The 16,579-nt window shown below is 72.0% G+C and carries 17 protein-coding genes; 2 read left to right on the top strand and 15 right to left on the bottom strand.

The features are described from left to right. Positions 1-40 precede the first annotated feature (40 nt). From DEI86_RS01310 to hrcA, 10 genes are all read right to left on the bottom strand, one after another. On the bottom strand, positions 41-730 hold the full coding sequence (locus tag DEI86_RS01310; RefSeq protein ID WP_111048609.1) for a response regulator transcription factor: 690 nt from the start codon (positions 728-730) through the stop codon (positions 41-43). Continuing rightward, positions 727-1,962 (bottom strand): sensor histidine kinase, encoded by a 1,236-nt coding sequence (locus DEI86_RS01315; RefSeq protein WP_181439667.1) that lies wholly within the window; start codon positions 1,960-1,962, stop codon positions 727-729. The genes DEI86_RS01310 and DEI86_RS01315 overlap by 4 nt, the downstream gene beginning before the upstream one ends. Before the next feature lie 104 nt (positions 1,963-2,066). Next, positions 2,067-2,996: a GTPase Era gene (gene era, locus DEI86_RS01320; protein WP_111008675.1), complete on the bottom strand. Its 930-nt coding sequence runs from the start codon at positions 2,994-2,996 to the stop codon at positions 2,067-2,069. Further along, the gene (locus DEI86_RS01325) at positions 2,993-4,321 is read right to left on the bottom strand and encodes a hemolysin family protein (RefSeq protein WP_258368410.1); all 1,329 of its coding nucleotides are present in this window, start codon (positions 4,319-4,321) and stop codon (positions 2,993-2,995) included. The genes era and DEI86_RS01325 overlap by 4 nt, the downstream gene beginning before the upstream one ends. Further along, complete coding sequence (gene ybeY, locus DEI86_RS01330) at positions 4,318-4,779, bottom strand: rRNA maturation RNase YbeY (RefSeq protein ID WP_111008674.1); 462 nt, start codon at positions 4,777-4,779, stop codon at positions 4,318-4,320. The genes DEI86_RS01325 and ybeY overlap by 4 nt, the downstream gene beginning before the upstream one ends. Then, positions 4,776-5,918: a PhoH family protein gene (locus DEI86_RS01335; protein WP_111048611.1), complete on the bottom strand. Its 1,143-nt coding sequence runs from the start codon at positions 5,916-5,918 to the stop codon at positions 4,776-4,778. The genes ybeY and DEI86_RS01335 overlap by 4 nt, the downstream gene beginning before the upstream one ends. After that, the gene (locus DEI86_RS01340) at positions 5,908-6,258 is read right to left on the bottom strand and encodes a histidine triad nucleotide-binding protein (protein ID WP_111008673.1); all 351 of its coding nucleotides are present in this window, start codon (positions 6,256-6,258) and stop codon (positions 5,908-5,910) included. Before DEI86_RS01340 ends, DEI86_RS01335 begins: the two co-directional genes overlap by 11 nt. 88 nt (positions 6,259-6,346) lie before the next feature. Further along, on the bottom strand, positions 6,347-7,090 hold the full coding sequence (locus tag DEI86_RS01345) for a 16S rRNA (uracil(1498)-N(3))-methyltransferase (protein WP_111008672.1): 744 nt from the start codon (positions 7,088-7,090) through the stop codon (positions 6,347-6,349). A gap of 3 nt (positions 7,091-7,093) precedes the next feature. Beyond that, complete coding sequence (gene dnaJ, locus DEI86_RS01350; protein ID WP_111048612.1) at positions 7,094-8,209, bottom strand: molecular chaperone DnaJ; 1,116 nt, start codon at positions 8,207-8,209, stop codon at positions 7,094-7,096. An 80-nt stretch (positions 8,210-8,289) separates the two neighbouring features. Then, positions 8,290-9,327 carry a heat-inducible transcriptional repressor HrcA gene (gene hrcA, locus DEI86_RS01355; RefSeq protein WP_111008670.1) on the bottom strand — a complete coding sequence of 346 codons (1,038 nt, stop codon included), beginning with the start codon at positions 9,325-9,327 and terminating at the stop codon, positions 8,290-8,292. A 175-nt stretch (positions 9,328-9,502) separates the two neighbouring features. On the opposite strand from hrcA, the gene DEI86_RS01360 reads away from it, so the two are divergent. Next, positions 9,503-9,910 (top strand): DUF4870 domain-containing protein, encoded by a 408-nt coding sequence (locus DEI86_RS01360; RefSeq protein ID WP_111048613.1) that lies wholly within the window; start codon positions 9,503-9,505, stop codon positions 9,908-9,910. Positions 9,911-9,985: 75 nt separating this feature from the next. Here the strand turns inward: DEI86_RS01360 and hemW are convergent, their stop codons facing one another. Further along, a complete protein-coding gene (hemW, locus tag DEI86_RS01365) occupies positions 9,986-11,203 on the bottom strand; it encodes a radical SAM family heme chaperone HemW (protein WP_181439668.1) in 1,218 nt (405 codons plus the stop codon). 82 nt (positions 11,204-11,285) lie between these two features. Between hemW and DEI86_RS01370 the strand changes: the two genes are divergently transcribed. After that, positions 11,286-12,020 carry an HAD family hydrolase gene (locus DEI86_RS01370; RefSeq protein ID WP_111048615.1) on the top strand — a complete coding sequence of 245 codons (735 nt, stop codon included), beginning with the start codon at positions 11,286-11,288 and terminating at the stop codon, positions 12,018-12,020. Between the two features lie 19 nt (positions 12,021-12,039). Here DEI86_RS01370 and DEI86_RS01375 read toward each other — a convergent pair whose 3' ends face one another. The 4 genes from DEI86_RS01375 to DEI86_RS01390 all read right to left on the bottom strand — a co-directional run bounded on the left by DEI86_RS01375 (position 12,040) and on the right by DEI86_RS01390 (position 16,526). Then, positions 12,040-12,693, bottom strand: a complete 654-nt coding sequence (locus tag DEI86_RS01375) for a DUF1990 family protein (protein ID WP_111048616.1) — start codon at positions 12,691-12,693, stop codon at positions 12,040-12,042. Further along, positions 12,690-13,412 (bottom strand): DUF1990 family protein, encoded by a 723-nt coding sequence (locus DEI86_RS01380; protein WP_220038479.1) that lies wholly within the window; start codon positions 13,410-13,412, stop codon positions 12,690-12,692. Before DEI86_RS01380 ends, DEI86_RS01375 begins: the two co-directional genes overlap by 4 nt. Then, on the bottom strand, positions 13,409-15,265 hold the full coding sequence (gene lepA / locus DEI86_RS01385) for a translation elongation factor 4 (RefSeq protein WP_111048617.1): 1,857 nt from the start codon (positions 15,263-15,265) through the stop codon (positions 13,409-13,411). The genes DEI86_RS01380 and lepA overlap by 4 nt, the downstream gene beginning before the upstream one ends. 118 nt (positions 15,266-15,383) lie before the next feature. Beyond that, complete coding sequence (locus DEI86_RS01390) at positions 15,384-16,526, bottom strand: pyridoxal phosphate-dependent aminotransferase (RefSeq protein WP_111048618.1); 1,143 nt, start codon at positions 16,524-16,526, stop codon at positions 15,384-15,386. Between the last annotated feature and the right edge of the window lie 53 nt (positions 16,527-16,579).

Genomic DNA, 16,579 nt, shown 5'->3' on the forward strand with positions numbered 1-16,579 from the left:
CGGGAGGCCCGGCGCGCGTCCGTCCCGCGGCGCGCGCCCGTCATCCTCGCGGCTGATCCGACGGGTCTCGAGGGACCAGGCCGTGCTCGTGCGCGAACACGACGAGGCGCACGCGGTCGCGGAGCCCGAGCTTCCCGAGGACACGGGAGACGTGGGTCTTCACGGTCGCCTCGCTGACGAACTCGTGCCGGGCGATCTCCGCGTTGCTCAACCCACGCGCGGCGAGGTCGAAGACCTCGCGTTCCCGCGGGGTCAGGTCGGCGAAGGCAGCCGGAGGGGCCGGCGGGGCGGACCGTTCCTGGAACCGGCGCAACAGGTCGCGCGTGGCCGCCGCCGCGAACACCGTCGTTCCTGCGTGCACGGTCCGGATCGCCGCGAGCAGGAACTCCGGGTCGGCGTCCTTGAGCACGAAGCCGCTCGCACCGGCACGGATCGCCCGCGCCGCCGCCTCGTCGAAGTCGAAGGTCGTGAGCACGAGCACCTGCGGGCCGGCACCCTCGGCACGCGCCTCGACGATGCGGGCGGTCGCCGTGATGCCGTCCATGACCGGCATCCGGACGTCCATGAGCACGACGTCGGGCCGCGTCCGTCGGACGAGCTCGACCCCGGCGGCGCCGTCGCCCGCCTCACCGACGAACAGCAGGTCGGGTTGCGACTCGACGAGCATCGTGATGCCCGTGCGGAACAGCGCCTGGTCGTCGACCAGAGCGACCCGGATCGGTGCGGTCATCGTGCGCCTTCCTCTCGGCCATGTCGGGGCAGCGGGACGGCCCCGGTGCTCCCGGCGGTGGGCAGCCGGACGGCCACCCGGAACTCACCGTTGGTCGGCCCCGCGGACATCGTCCCGCCGGACAGCGCCGCGCGCTCCCGCATCCCGACCAGACCGTGCCCGACGCCCTGGCCGCCGTGGCCCTCGGGCGGGAGCCGGTTCGCCACGGCGACCTCGACGTGGTCGGGAGCGTACCGCAGCGCGAGTCGGACGGGTCCGCTCCGGTCGCCGTGCTTCAACGCGTTCGTCAGGCCCTCTTGCACGACGCGGTAGACGGCGAGCTGCGATGTGGTGGGCAGGTGCTCGGGTTCGCCCGCGCGCTCGACCTGGACGTCCAGGCCGACCTGCCGCATGTCCCGCACGAGCTGCTCGATGTCGTCGAGGGCCGGCGTCGGACCCGGCGCCTCGTCGTGCCGCAGTGCGCCGAGGAGCTCACGGACGTCGCCGAGGGCACGGCGGGCGGTCGCGCCGATCGTCGCCAGCGCGGCGTCCGCGCTCTCCGGGGAGGACCGCATCGCGTAGCGGGCGCCGTCGGCCTGCGCGATCACGACCGCGAGCGAGTGCGCCACGATGTCGTGCATCTCGCGGGCGATGCGCACCCGTTCCTGCTCGACCGCCACGGCTCGGTCCGAACGGGCCGCGTCGCGCTCGGCGAGGAGTTGGGCCTCGAGACTGACGCGCGCCACGCCGCGGGCGCGGGCCACCGCGCCCGCGAGCCACGGCAGGACGAGCAACGCCACGATGACGACGAAGTAGCCCGTGCCCTGCGCCGCCTCGCGCACGAGCTGCGTGGGGTGCTCGATGAGCGAGCCGACGAGGTCGTATCGCTGGAGGTACTCCTTGACCGTCAGGTACAGCGCGCCGACCACGGACCCCACCAGCGCCGACGTGAGGCCGAACCGACGCACCCGGGGTGAGCCGTAGAGGGCCGTCCCGTAGAGCACACCGGGGATCATGAGGTCGGCGACGGCGACGTTCGCGCTGACGTACATCTGGACGAGTGCGCCCACCCACGCGATGGCGAGCCCACGCCCGGGCGCGAGTCGTCGGAGCGCCAGGGCGAGTCCGAACAACCCGCCGAGCAGCCAGGTCAGACCCGACCACCGGTCGCCGCCCAGGACCGCGACGACCGCCGCGACGAGCGCCAGCACGACGTCGAACGCCATCTGGCTGCGCAGCATGGTCCGGAACACGCCGACAACGCTACGGCCGCTGACCGGCGCCACGCACCCGCCGTCCGGGAAGTCCCCCGCGAGGCGCTCCGGCGTCATCCGATCGGATGACGCCGGACTGGCGATCAGAACCCGAGACGACCGAGCTGCTTGGGGTCGCGCTGCCACTCCTTGGCGACCTTCACCCGGATGTTCAAGTAGACGTGTCGCCCGAGGAGCCGCTCGATCTCCGCGCGCGCCCGGGAGCCGACGTCCCGCAGGCGTTCACCCCCGCGCCCGATGACGATCGCCTTCTGGCTGTCCCGCTCGACGAAGAGGTTCACGTACACGTCGAGCGTGTCGTCGTCCTCGTCGTCCCGCTCGACCATGTCGTCGATCACCACCGCGAGGGAGTGCGGCAGTTCGTCGCGGACGCCCTCGAGCGCGGCCTCGCGGACGAGCTCGGCGACGCGGTCGCTCGCGGTCTCCTCGGTCACGGTCTCGGCGTCGTAGAGCGCGGGCGACTCCGGCAGCAGCCGCACGACCTCGTCCAGGAGTTCGTCGAGCTGGGTGCCGCGGATCCCCGACGTCGGCACGATCGCGTCCCAGTCGCGCAGTTCGGACACCGCGAGCAGTTGCGCCGCCACCTGCTCACGTGAGGCGCGGTCGGTCTTCGTGACGATCGCGATCGTGCGCGCGCGCGGGTGGGCGTCGAGCTGCGCGTTGATGAACCGGTCGCCGGGACCGATCGGCTCGTTCGCGGGCACGCAGAACCCGATGACGTCGACGTCACCGAGGGTCGCCTGCACGAGGTCGTTGAGGCGCTCCCCGAGCAGCGTCCGGGGCCGGTGGACCCCGGGCGTGTCGACGATGACGACCTGCCCGTCGGGCCGGTGCACGACGCCGCGGATCGCGCGTCGGGTGGTCTGGGGCTTCGAGGAGGTGATGGCGACCTTCTCGCCGACGAGGGCGTTCGTCAGGGTCGACTTGCCCACGTTCGGGCGGCCGACGAACGAGACGAACCCGGCCCGGAAGGGGGTCCCGGCGGCATCGCTGGTGGATCCGGTGGTGGTCATGCGGTGTGGTGTCCCGTCGTCGTGGGGGTCGGTTCGTCGTCGAGTGCCGGGGCGTCGTCCGGCGTCGGTGCCCGCTCGACGAGCAGGGTGACCAGGTCGCGACGTCGGCCTTCCACCCGCTCCGCGGTGAGCTCGACGCCGGACACCGTGACGGTGTCCCCCGCGGTGGCCAGCTGGCCGAGCTCCTTGACGAGCAGGCCACCCGCCGTGTCGACGTCGTCGTCGTCGAGCTCCATCCCGAAGAGGTCGCCGAGCTCGTCGACCGGAAGCCGTGCCGAGATGCGCCAGACGCCCGGGCGGATCTCGGTGCGGTCCACGACGGTGCGGTCGTACTCGTCCGAGATGTCTCCCACGAGTTCCTCGATGAGGTCCTCCATGGTGACGAGTCCCGCGACGCCGCCGTACTCGTCCACCACGAGGAGCAGGTGGTTCTTCACCGCCTGCATGAACCGCAGGGTCTCGTCCGCCGGTTTCGACTCCGGCACGAACTCGGCGGGACGCAACACGGTCGTGACGTCAGCGGTGGCGGATCCCGCGCGCTCGTACAGGGCGCGGGCGACGTCGCGCAGGTGGACGACCCCGAGGACGTCGTCGCTGTCACGGCCGATGACCGGCATGCGGGACACCCCCGACCGCAGCGACCGCTCCATCACGGTGGCGAGGGTGTCGTCGACGTCGACGGTCGTCATGTCCGTGCGCGGGACCATGACCTCGCGGACGAGCGTGTCGCTGAACTCGAACACCGAGTGGATGAGCTCGCGGTCGTCCGCCTCGAGCACGTTGCTCTCGGCCGCCTCGTCGACGATGCTGAGCAGCTGCTCCTCCGTCGCGACGCTCGACCCTCCGCTCCGCCCCGGGGTCACGCGGTCCCCGATCGCGACGAGGACGGTCGCGAGCGGCCCGAGCACGATGCGGACCGCGTGCACGAGGCCGCCCGTCCACGCGATGAGCTGGCCGGCGTGGGCACGGCCGACGCTCCGCGGACTCGACCCCACGAGGACGAAGGAGACGGCCGTCATGACCGCCGCCGAGACGAGCAGCGCGACCCACCAGACCGCGAAGACGCGCACGAGCGCGACCGTGACGAGCACGGCCGCCGCCGTCTCGGCGAGGACGCGGAAGAAGTTGAGGGCGTTGAGGTGCGCTCCCGGGTCGTCCGAGATGGCCTCGACGGCCCGGCGGTACCGGCTGTGCTCGGCGATCTCGTCGAGGTCCGCTCGGGACATCACCGACAACGCGGCGTCCGAGGCGGCGAGCAGACCGCCGAGCACGACCAGTGCGGCCGCCACCGCGAGCAGCACGGCGACCAGGAGCACCGGGGTCACCGGCCTCGACGCTGCGCCGCGAAGGCGCTGAGGATCTCGCCCTGCAACCCGAACATCTCGGCCTTCTCGTCCGGCTCGGCGTGGTCGAAGCCGAGCAGGTGCAGCACACCGTGGCAGGTGAGGAGGAGGAGTTCGTCGAGCGTCGAGTGACCGGCCGTCCGCGCCTGCTCCGCCGCGACCTGGGGACACAACACGATGTCGCCGAGGAGTCCGGGAGGTGTCGGGTCGTCCTCGGTGCCCGGCCGGAGTTCGTCCATCGGGAAGCTCAGGACGTCGGTCGGGCCGGGCTCGTCCATCCACTGGACGTGCAGCTGTTCCATCGCGCCCTCGTCCACGAGCACGATCGCGAGCTCGGCGTCGGCGTGGACATGCATGGCATCGAGCGCGAAGGCCGCGAGACGTTGGACGGCGTCCTCGTCGACCTCGACGCCGGACTCGTTGTTCAGCTCGATGCTCACCGGCTGCCTCCTCGGGCGCTGGTCGGGTACGGGCTCTGCTGGCGGTCCTGCGGCGGTCGCCCACGGCGCTCCGAGCGGTTCGTCCCGTCGGGGTTGCCCCGGTACGCAGTGCCACGACCGCCCGGTCGGTCGCCCGCCTGCTCGGCGAGGCGCTCCTCGTCGTAGCGCGAGTAGGCGTCCACGATGCGGCCGACGAGCGTGTGACGGACGACGTCGTCACTCGTCAGGCGCGCGAAGTGGATGTCGTCGACCTGGTCGAGGATCTGGGTCACGAGCCGCAGACCGCTCACCTGCGCGGGCAGGTCGACCTGCGTGATGTCGCCGGTGACGACCATCTTCGAGCCGAAGCCGAGCCGGGTGAGGAACATCTTCATCTGCTCGGGCGTCGTGTTCTGCGCCTCGTCGAGGACCACGAACGAGTCGTTGAGCGTGCGACCACGCATGTACGCGAGCGGTGCGACCTCGACCGTGCCGGACGCCAGGAGCTTCGGGACCAGCTCGGGGTCCATCATCTCGTTGAGGGCGTCGTACAGCGGCCGGAGGTACGGGTCGATCTTGTCGGTGAGCGTGCCGGGCAGGAACCCGAGCTTCTCGCCGGCCTCCACCGCCGGGCGGGTCAGGATGATCCGGTTGACCTCACGTCGCTGCAGCGCCCGCACGGCCTTCGCCATGGCGAGGTAGGTCTTGCCCGTGCCGGCCGGTCCGATGCCGAACGTGATCGTGTTCTCGTCGATCGCGTCGACGTAGGCGCGCTGGCCGTCCGTCTTGGGCCGGACGGACTTGCCGCGGCTCTGCACGATGGGGGTGCCGAACAGGTCGGTCGGCCGGCGGTCGTCCTCGATGACGCGGGCGGAGGTGGCGACGTCCGCCTGTCCGATGTCCTGGCCGCGACGCACCATGGTGATGAGCTCGTCGACGAGGACACGGGCGTGTGCGACGTCGCGCTCCGGACCGGTGAGGCTGACCTCGTTGCCGCGGACCAGCACGCGGACGGTCGGGTACTGCCGCTCGACCGTCCGGAGCAGGCGGTCCTGCGGCCCGAGGAGTTGCACCATGGCGATGCCGTCCACGGCGAGGTCGACGGTGACCTCGGGCTCGTCGGACGAGGATGCGGGGTGTGCGGTGCTGCTAACCGGCAAGGGTGCCTTCCTGGAGGTCGCCCGCGAGGACGTGGGCGTGGACGTGGAACACGGTCTGTCCGGCGGACGCACCGGAGTTGAACACGAGACGGAACTGGCCCCCCGCACGCTCGTCGGCGACGCGCTGGGCCATCGCGACGAGGTCCGCGAGCAGCGACGGGTCGCCGGCCGCGAGCTCCGCCACGGTGGCGTACTGCTCGGTCTTCGGGACGACGAGCACGTGGACGGGCGCCTTCGGAGCGATGTCCTCGATCGCGATGAGGCGGTCGTCCTCGGCGACGACGGTGGCGGGGATCTCGCGCGCGACGATCCGCGAGAAGACGCTCGGCGAGGTGCTCATCGCTCCATCGTAGGGCGTGCTGGCGACACCGTTCCGAGCTGTTCGCGCTGGGCTTGCGCTGCGCCGGGCGCCCCGACGGTGACAGCCGTCACCAGCGGCCGAGCCGCGCCTGGAGCACGGCGAGCGCCGCGGGCCCCGCGGTGCTCGTGCGGAGGACCGACGCACCGAGCCGGACCCGCGTGGCGCCCGCGTCGGTGAGGCGGTCGAACTCGGTGTCCGCGATGCCGCCCTCGGGACCGACGACGAGTGCGATCGCCCCCGCGCCCTCGGGAACGGCCACCGAACTGAGCGGCTGCTCCGCGAGCGGATCGAGCACGAGGACCGTCGTCGAGGGCGGGAGGCCCGCCCCGTCGGCCAGGGTCGCGGTCGTGACGAGCGGTCCGACGTCGGGGACCCGGGCCCGGAGCGACTGTTTCGCGGCCTCGCGGACGATCGCGCCCCAGCGGGCACGGCCCTTCTCGGTCTTCGGACCCTCCCAGCGGGACACGCTCCGTGCGGCCGACCAGGGCACCACGCCGTCGACGCCGATCTCGGTCGCCGCCTGGACCGCCATCTCGTCACGGCCGCCCTTCGCGAGTGCCTGGACGAGCACGAGCCGTGGCGAGCCCTCAGGTTCGACGTCCACGGACCGGACCGCGAGCGTCAGCGCGTCGCGGCCGACCTCCGCCACCGCGCCGCTGACGACGGTGCCCCGACCGTCCCCGATCCGCAGCGCCTCGCCCTGGCGGATCCGCGCGACCGTGACGGCGTGCCGACCCTCGGCACCGTCGAGCGACACGACGTCGCCGGGACGGACGCCGGCGAGGTCGTCGACCAGGTACAGGGACGCCACGGATCAGAAGGTGAAGAAGCGGTCACGGAGCTTGCCGAAGAGCCCCTGCTGGAACCGGGCGAGCTGCGGCGCCGGCGCCTTCCGGGACTTGGCGAGTTGTTCGACGAGACCGCGTTCCTTGTGCGAGAGCTTCGTCGGCGTGACGACCTGGACGCCGACGCGCAGGTCGCCCCGACCCCCACCGCGCAGTCGCGTCACCCCGCGGTCCTTGATCGTCAGGACGTCGGCGCTCTGCACCCCCGGCCGGATCTCGAGCTCGACCGGGCCGTCGAGCCCGTCGATGGTCGTCGTCGTGCCGAGGATCGCGTCGGTCATCTGCACCTCGAGTGTCGCGAGGAGGTCGTCACCGTCGCGGCTGTACACGTCGTGGTGCCGCACCTTGACCTCGAGGTACAGGTCGCCCGAAGGTCCGCCCGCCGGCCCGACCTCGCCCTGACCGGGCATCTGCAGCCGCAGACCGGAGTCGACGCCCGCGGGGATGTCGACGGGGAGCGTCCGGCGGGCGCGCACGCGGCCCTGGCCCTGGCAGGTCGGGCACGGGTTCGGGATCACGGTCCCGTACCCGCGGCAGGTGCCGCAGGGCGCGCTCGTGACCACGTTGCCGAGGAGCGACCGGACGGTCCGTTGCACGTGCCCGGTGCCCCCGCAGATGTCGCAGGTCACCGGGTGGGTCCCGGGCGCGCTGCACGAGCCGCCGCAGGTCTCGCACAGCACGGCCGTGTCGACCTCGATGTCCTTGTGCGTGCCGAACACGACCTCCTCGAGGTCGACCTCGACACGCAGCAGGGCGTCCTGGCCGCGCTCGGCGCGCGACCGTGGCCCTGTGCCGCGCGCACCGAATCCGCCACCGCCACCACCGAAGAAGGCGTCGAAGATGTCGCCGAAGCCACCGGCTCCGCCGCCGAAGGTGCCGTCCTGCGGACCGGCGTCGTAGCGGCGCCGCTGCTCCGGGTCACTGAGGACGTCGTAGGCGTGGGTGATGTCCTTGAACCGCTCTGCCGCCTCCGGGCTCGGGTTGACGTCCGGGTGGAGTTCCCGGGCCAGGCGTCGGTACGCCTTCTTGATGTCCGCGTCGGCGGCGTCGCGTGCGACGCCGAGGACCTCGTAGTGGTCTGCCACAGCACCTCAGTCTGTCGGAGTGGTCGGCGTCCGCCGCACGGTGGTCCCGATCCGGGACGACCGGCGGTCCGGACGGATGGTCAATTGTCGGCCAGGAGCCCCGAGAGGTACCTGGCCACCGCCCGGACGGCGGCCATGTTCGTGCCGTAGTCCATGCGGGTCGGGCCGAGCACGCCGAGCCGGGCGACCTCGCCCCCGGCCGCGGTGTACCCACCGGCCACGATGCTCGTCGCGTCGAGTCCCCCGGCGGTGCCGAGGTACGCGGCGTTCTCCTCGCCGATGCTCGCGGCGACGGCGACCGCGTCGAGCTGCATCTCGCCGAAGAGCCGGAGCAGGGTCACCTGTTCCTCGATCGCCTCGAGCACGGGGAACAGACCGCCGGCGAAGTCGTCCTCGCTCTTCGCGAGGTTCGCCGCGCCCGCCATGACGAGCCGGTCCTGGCGGTTCGCGCGGACCTGCTCGACGAGTGCCGCGACCACGACGGCGGCGAGTCCCTGCAGCTCGGGGCGCACGCGTTCGGGGATGCCGAGCAGCACCCGGGGGACGTCCTGCAGCAGCAGCCCGACGGCCGCGGAGCCGAGCACGGCGCGGAGTTCGGTGAGGGCGTCGTCCTCGACGCGGAGATCGGTCTCGAGGATGCGCTGCTCGACGCGTGCGGTGTCCGTGATGAGCACGCTCATGAACCGGGTCTCGCTGAGCCGGACGAGTTCGACGTGCCGTACCCGGGCGCGGATCATCGAGGGGTACTGCACGAGCGCGACCTGGTTCGTGAGCTGGCTGAGCAGACGCACCGTGCGACCGAGGACCTCGTCGAGGTCGTTCGACCGCCCGAGGAAGGTCTCGATCGCGTGCCGCTGGGCGCTCGACAGCGGGCGGGCCTCGGTCAGGTGGTTGACGAACACGCGGTAGCCCTTGTCGGTGGGCACCCGCCCCGACGACGTGTGCGGGGCGACGATGAGCTGTTCTTCCTCGAGGGCGGCCATGTCGTTCCGGATCGTCGCCGACGACACCCCGAACGCGTGCCGCTCGACGATGGAGCGGGACCCGACGGGCTCGCGGGACGCGACGTAGTCGCGCACGATGGCCTTGAGCACCTCGAGACTGCGTTCCGACACCATGACGCGCCCTCCCTCCTGCCACTCGTGCGCGATGTGCGCCCGGAGGGTCCGGCGGTGGTCGCACCGTCCGCCGTGCCACAGAGCTGGCACTCTCCGGGTCCGACTGCTGATCCTACGCCGAACCTCCGACCGACCGGGCCTCGAACCGGTCACAGCGAGCCGTTACGCTTCCGGCATGAGCACGACGCCGCCCTACGGACAGCAGCCGGACCCGCAGTGGGGACAGCAGTGGGGGCACTACCAGCCGCCGCAGCCGATGCGCCCCGAGGACCAGCGCCTCTGGGCGACCCTCGTGCACGTCGGCGGGATCTTCTTCCAGTTCGTCGTCCCGCTGGTCGGGTACCTCGTGCTGCGCGACCGGGGACCGTTCGTCCGCGAGCACACGCGGGTCGCGTTGAACTTCCACATCACGATGGCGATCGCGTACGCGGTCGGCGTCATCACGTCGTGGCTCGGCATCGGCGTCCTCATCCTGTTCGCCGTCGCCGTGATCCAGGTCGTGTTCGGCGTCATCGCGGCCGTGCGCGCCAACGCCGGGCAGTTCTACCGCTACCCGCTCAGCATCGAGTTCATCCGCGCCTGACGACCACCGTCGGTCACCTGCCGGCGGACACGGCCGGGAGGCCCGCCAGCAGCCCGCCGCTCCCCCGGCGGTCCGTCAGTCCAACAGCTCCCGCACCACGGCGTCGGCCAGCAGGCGCCCGCGCAGCGTGAGGTCGAGCCTCCCGGACAGCGCGGCGCGGCCGTCGACGAGTCCGCGCGCGATGAGCCCGGCGACGCGCCCACGCGCCTCGGGACGGAGCTCCGCGGTGGCCAGCTCGCCGCGCACGCGCGCAGCGAGCAGGACGCGCTCGACGTACCGGGTCTCGTCGTCGAGCGTCTCGCGGCCGGCCGCCGGTGATTCGCCCCCGAGCACGCGCGCGGCGTACGCGGCCGGGTGCTTGACGTTCCACCATCGGGTGCCGGCGACGGCCGAGTGCGCCCCCGGACCCACGCCCCACCAGTCGTGGCCCTTCCAGTAGGACAGGTTGTGGCGGCTCGCGTGCTCGGCACCGCGGGCCCAGTTCGAGACCTCGTACCAGCTGTACCCGGCGGCGCCGAGACGTGCGTCGGCCTCCTCGTACATGTCGGCGGCCAGGTCGTCGTCCGGCGCCGGCAGGAGCCCCTTCGCGACGGCGCGCCCCATGGCCGTGCCGTCCTCGACGATGAGCGCGTAGGCCGACAGGTGGTCCGGCCCGTACGCGATCGCCGCGTCGAGCGAACGGCGCCAGTCGTCGAGTGACTCCCCCGGCGTCGAGTAGATGAGGTCGAGGCTGACGTCGAGCCCCTCCGCCCGCGCCGCGTCCACCACGAGCGGGACCCGCTCCGGGTCGTGCGTCCGGTCGAGCGTGGTGAGCACGTGGGGCACCGCGGACTGCATGCCGAAGCTCACGCGCGAGAACCCGCCGCGGCGCAGCGTCGCCAGGGACTCCGCGTCGACCGAGTCCGGGTTCGCCTCGGTCGTGACCTCGGCACCCGGGAGGATCCCCCAGGTGTCGTCGATCGCGCGGAGGATCATCACGAGGTCGTCCGCCGGCAGCATCGTCGGGGTCCCACCGCCGAAGAACACCGTGGACACCGGCCGACGCGGGACGCCCGACCGGTCGAGGACGGACGCCGCGAACCGGATCTCCTGGACCGCGTGACCCGCGTAGTCGTCGCGCCGGACGCCCCGCAGCTCCGACGCGGTGTAGGTGTTGAAGTCGCAGTACCCGCAGCGGACACGGCAGAACGGCACGTGCACGTAGACGCCGAACGGGACGCCTCCCGCGTCCGCCGAGGGGACGATCAGGCCGTCCGCGGGGGCGGGATCGGCGATCGGCAGGGCGCTGGGCACGGACTCCATTGTCCCACCGTGCCGCCGTCCCCGGGTCACACCACCGGTCGCGCGGCCGGTACGGGGTCGCCATGATGGTCCCATGCACGACAGCACCACCTCCGGGAGCACGGACCCGGAACCCAGCGCCGACAGCGTCGTCGGCACCATCGTCCTCTGGGACGTCGACGGGACCCTCGTCGAGAACGCCGCCGTCCCCGGGAGCCTGTACCACCTCGCGCTCGAGCGCACCGTGGGCCGGGACCTCGAGCAGCTCGTCGGACACCAGCACGGCCGGACCGACGCCGGGATCATCCTCGAGGCCCTCCGGGCCCACGGGCTCGACCCGGAGCTGTCCGAGACCGTCCGCGGACACCTGCAACGCCTGTCCGAGGAGCGCTACCGGTCGGGTGAGCGGCGGACGCCCGCGCCGGGTGTGATGGCCCTGCTGCAACGCATGACCGATCGTGGCTGGCGCTCCGCGCTGCTCACCGGGAACTCCGCGGGTCGGGCTCGCCTCAAGCTCGCCAGCGCCGGGTTCGACCCGGACGCGTTCGACTGGGCGCACTCGTACTTCGGGGACGAGGACGTCGAGCGGCAGGCGCTGACGCGCCGGGCGGCCGCGGACCTCCGCGGGAACCGGGTGGTGGTCATCGGGGACACGCCCCGCGACGGCACCGCCGCCGACGCGGCGGGCATCCCGTTCATCGCGGTCGCCACCGGCGTGCACGACGTCGACGAGCTCGGCAGGACGAGCGCGGTCGCGGTCGTCGCGGACTGCGCGGAGGGTGCCGACACCCTGCTGGACGCCGTCGCCGCGCTCCGGCCCCTGGTCTGAACGGCCCGGCGCGCGATCGTCAGTCGGAACCGAGCAACGCCTGCAGGTAGGCCTGGGCGAGTCGCCGCTGCTGGCGTCGGAGGAACGGGCCGAGGAACCGCCACCCGCGCGACGACGGCTGCGAGAACTGCCGCACCTGCAGCCACACCGAGCCGTCCGTGGTGCGCTCGACGACGAAGGACTCCTCGCCCGACACCGGGTGGCCCTCGAGCGTGCCGTACGCGAAGCCCTTGCGGTCCGGTTCGTCGATCACCGAGACGACGCGGACCGGGGCGTGCACGACCCGCCCGTACGCGTGGATCGTCAGCGTCGCGGTCGTCCCCGCGGTCAGCAACGGCGTGCCGTCCGGCGCGAACCGCTCGGTCGTCCCGCCGCCGATCGAGGCCGCTGTGACCGGACGACCCTCGTCGTCGAACTCGACGGGGGTGTAGCCGACCTCGTCGTCGTCGGGGACGTCCTCCACGCGGACCCGGATGCCGCTGCGCTCCTGGATCTGCCAGGTCAGGGTCTGGACCCACGCCGTCTCGAACCGCTGGTCGCCGTGGCCGATGCGCGTGCGGGACTCGCTCGGCGTGAACCCCTCGGGCGGGTAGGTCATGAGGTCCGGCGCCTGGGTCGCCCCGACGGCGCCGTAGGTCAGGGCGGTGGGGCGGTGGCTGCCGCGGGTGCTCATCCGCCCATCGTACCGAGCGTGGGGTCGTTCCCCCCGGCGAGGACCCGCAGGTAGCGCGCCGTCGTGCGCCGCGACTTCCACTGCACGAACGGCCAGAGCAGCGCCCACAGTCGGTTCGCCGGTCGTGAGAACGACCGCACGACGAGCCAGACCGTGTCATCGGGACGGTGCTCGACGAGGAACGCGACCTCGCCCGACTCGGGGTGCCCGCGACGGGTGCCGTAGGCGAAGCCGCCGCGGGTCTCCTCGTCGACCACGCGGACGGCGCGGACCGGCGCGTGGGTGGTGACGCCGTACGCGCGGATGTGCAGGACAGCACGGTCTCCGGCGCGGAGGCGCGGGTGCGGTCGCCCGGGTCGGGACGGGTCGTGCGGACCGTCCGGGTCCTCCCGGGCCTCCCGGTGGTCCTGGGTCTCCCGGTGGTCCTGGGTCTCCCGGTGGTCCTGGGTCTCCCGGTGGTCCTGGGTCTCCCGGACCTCCGGTTCCACCCGGATCCCGACGCGCTCCTGGATCTCCCAGCGGAGCACGGCGTCGACCGTGCGGTCGTGGCAGGCACGACCGCGCCCGATCCGCGCGGCGTCCTGCCGTGCGCGGTACCCCGCTGGCGGGGCCGTCACCAGGTCGGGGGCGAGCGATCCGCCCTCGGGCGCGTAGGTCAGGGCGTCGCGGTCAGCACCGGCACGTGCGGCGTGGGCGCTCCCCGGACCGTCGGCGGTCACTTCTTCTTGGCGTCCTTGGCCTCGGTGTCACCGGAGAGCGCAGCGATGAACGCCTCTTGCGGGACCTCGACGCGACCCACCATCTTCATGCGCTTCTTGCCCTCCTTCTGCTTCTCGAGGAGCTTGCGCTTGCGGGTGATGTCACCGCCGTAGCACTTCGCCAGGACGTCCTTGCGCATGGCACGGATCGATTCGCGCGCGATGATGCGCGCACCGATCGCGGCCTGGATCGGGACCTCGAACTGCTGCCGCGGGATGAGTTCGCGCAGGCGACCGGTCATGAGCACGCCGTACGCGTACGCCTTGTCCCGGTGGACGATCGCGCTGAAGGCGTCGACCTGGTCTCCCTGGAGCAGGATGTCCACCTTGACGAGGTCGGCCTCCTGGTCCCCCATGGGCTCGTAGTCGAGGCTCGCGTACCCCTGCGTGCGGCTCTTCAACTGGTCGAAGAAGTCGAACACGATCTCACCGAGCGGCATCGAGTACCGGAGCTCGACGCGGTCCTCGCCGAGGTACTCCATGCCGAGCATCGTGCCGCGGCGCGACTGGCACAGGTCCATGATCGCGCCCACGTAGTCCTTCGGCGCCAGGATCGCCGCGCGGACGACGGGCTCCTTGACGCTGGCGATCTTGCCCGACGGGAACTCCGACGGGTTCGTGACCTCGACGGTCTTCTTGTCCTCGGTCGTGACCTCGTAGACCACACTCGGCGCGGTGGTGATGAGGTCGAGTCCGAACTCGCGGGACAGCCGCTCCGTGATGATCTCGAGGTGCAACAGCCCGAGGAACCCGCAGCGGAACCCGAAGCCGAGCGCGACCGAGGTCTCGGGTTCGTAGACGAGTGCGGCGTCGGACAGCTTCAGCTTGTCGAGTGCCTCGCGCAGGTCCGGGTAATCGCTGCCGTCGATCGGGTACAGCCCCGAGAACACCATCGGCTTCGGGTCGGTGTACCCGGCCAGCGCCTCCGTGGCGGGCCTCGCGGCGCTCGTGACGGTGTCGCCGACCTTGGACTGCCGGACGTCCTTGACGCCGGTGATGAGGTACCCGACCTCGCCGACCGCCAGGCCCTTCGTCGGTACCGGCTCCGGGCTCGACACCCCGATCTCGAGGATCTCGTGGGTGGTGCGGGTCGACATCATCTGGATCTTCTCGCGGGGGCTGATCCGCCCGTCGACCATGCGCACGTAGGTGACGACACCGCGGTAGCTGTCGTAGACCGAGTCGAAGATCATCGCCCGCGGCTCGGCGTCCGGGCGACCGACCGGCGCCGGGATGCGTTCGACGACCCGGTCGAGCAGCTCCGCCACGCCCACGCCGGTCTTGCCGCTCACGCGCAGGACGTCGGCCGGGTCGCCGCCGATGAGCTGCGCCAGCTCGGCGGCGTACTTGTCCGGCTCCGCGGCGGGCAGGTCGATTTTGTTGAGGACCGGGATGATCTCGAGGTCGTTCTCGAGCGCGAGGTACAGGTTGGCCAGGGTCTGCGCCTCGATCCCCTGGGCGGCGTCGACGAGCAGGATCGCGCCCTCGCACGCGGCGAGCGACCGCGACACCTCGTACGAGAAGTCGACGTGGCCCGGAGTGTCGATCATGTTCAGGGCGAACGTCTGGCCGTCACGCTCCCACGGCATGCGCACGGCCTGCGACTTGATGGTGATCCCGCGCTCGCGCTCGATGTCCATCCGGTCGAGGTACTGCGCCCGCATCGCACGCTCCTCGACGACGCCGGTGATCTGCAACATGCGGTCGGCCAGCGTCGACTTGCCGTGGTCGATGTGGGCGATGATGCAGAAGTTGCGGATCGCCCCGGCCGCCGTCGACGCGGGTTCGAGTGGTGCGGATGCTTGTGGGCTCACGGTTCCTCTGAGGTCGAGCGGTGGATCGGTCGATTGTTCCACGCGCAGCCGACCGATGCGGCCAGACCCGGCCGCGGCGACCGCGGCGAGGACGGGAGCGACCCTGCCGGCAGGGTCGTCAGCGCGGGTCCGGGAGACGACGGAGACCCTCGCGGAGCACCGCGGGGTCCGCGGCCAGGCACACGCGGATCCACCCCTCACCGGCCCTCCCGAACGCGCTGCCCGGCGCCACCGCGACGCGCTCCGTCAGCAGGAACCGCTCCGCCCATGCCGCGACGTCCCCGTCGGTCGCGTGCGCGACGTCGATCCACAGGTAGAACGCGCCCTCGGGGTCGTTGTACGTGATGCCCTTCGCGTCGAGGACCTCTCGCGCCACCTCGAGGTTCGCGCGGTAGTGGTCACGGGCCTCCTGGACGGCCGAGTGGTCCCCGACGATGGCCGCGAGGGCCGCGAACTGGTCGGGTTCGGCGACACAGCTCACCGTGGCCTCCTGCACCGTCCGCATGGTCCCCGCCATGCCCCTCGGCGTGACGAGGTACCCGACGCGCACGCCGGTCATCGCGTACGTCTTGCTCAGGGAGAACACGCTGAACACCCGGTCGTCCTCGTCGAGGGACGCGGGACTGACATGGCGGGCGCCGAACGTGAAGTACTCGTAGACCTCGTCACTGATGACCCAGAGGTCGTGCCGACGGGCGAAGGCGAGCAGCCGCTGCACGGTCTCCGCGCCGACCACCGACCCGAGCGGGTTCGACGGCGAGTTGAGCAGGAGCACGCGCGTGCGGTCGGTCACGCTCGCCTCGAGGGCGTCGAGGTCCGGCTCGAACCCGTGCGCCGGTGCGAGCTCGTACGGCACCGGGACCGCACCGAGCATGTGGGCGTTCATGGTGAAGGTCGTGTAGCCGGGGTCCGGCACGAGGACCTCGTCGCCCGGCGCGAGCAGCAGTGCCATCGCCTGGTGCAGGGCCTGGGTCGCCCCGACCGTCACCCAGACCTGCTCGATCTCGGCGTCGATCCGGTTCTCGCGGGACAGCTTCTCCTGGAGGGCCCGCCGCAGTGGCGCGATCCCGCCGTTCGGCGTGTAGTTGGTCCGGTCCTCGGTCCACGCGCGTCGCGCCGCGTCGCCGATGTGCCGGGCCACGGGCACGTCGGGCTCGCCGACCACGAGCATGATGGCGTCGTCGAGGAGCAGAGCCTGCTCGTAGATCCGCCGGATGCCGGAGTCGGGCACGGTGCTGATGTGCGGCGCGAGCGATGGCATGGCGCAACGCTAGTCGAGGGGTGGCGCGTTGATCGCTCCTCGTGGTCCTGGTA

It is taken from the genome of Curtobacterium sp. MCBD17_028 (assembly GCF_003234875.1).
GTDB lineage: Bacteria > Actinomycetota > Actinomycetes > Actinomycetales > Microbacteriaceae > Curtobacterium.

Coding starts and splice junctions, on each gene's coding strand:
- DEI86_RS01370 (WP_111048615.1), top strand. CDS start 11,286: ATGCACGACAGCACCACCTCCGGGAGCACGGACCCGGAACCCAGCGCC.
- DEI86_RS01340 (WP_111008673.1), bottom strand. CDS start 6,258: ATGAGCACCTCGCCGAGCGTCTTCTCGCGGATCGTCGCGCGCGAGATC.
- DEI86_RS01310 (WP_111048609.1), bottom strand. CDS start 730: ATGACCGCACCGATCCGGGTCGCTCTGGTCGACGACCAGGCGCTGTTC.
- DEI86_RS01360 (WP_111048613.1), top strand. CDS start 9,503: ATGAGCACGACGCCGCCCTACGGACAGCAGCCGGACCCGCAGTGGGGA.
- hrcA (WP_111008670.1), bottom strand. CDS start 9,327: ATGGTGTCGGAACGCAGTCTCGAGGTGCTCAAGGCCATCGTGCGCGAC.
- DEI86_RS01390 (WP_111048618.1), bottom strand. CDS start 16,526: ATGCCATCGCTCGCGCCGCACATCAGCACCGTGCCCGACTCCGGCATC.
- era (WP_111008675.1), bottom strand. CDS start 2,996: ATGACCACCACCGGATCCACCAGCGATGCCGCCGGGACCCCCTTCCGG.
- DEI86_RS01375 (WP_111048616.1), bottom strand. CDS start 12,693: ATGAGCACCCGCGGCAGCCACCGCCCCACCGCCCTGACCTACGGCGCC.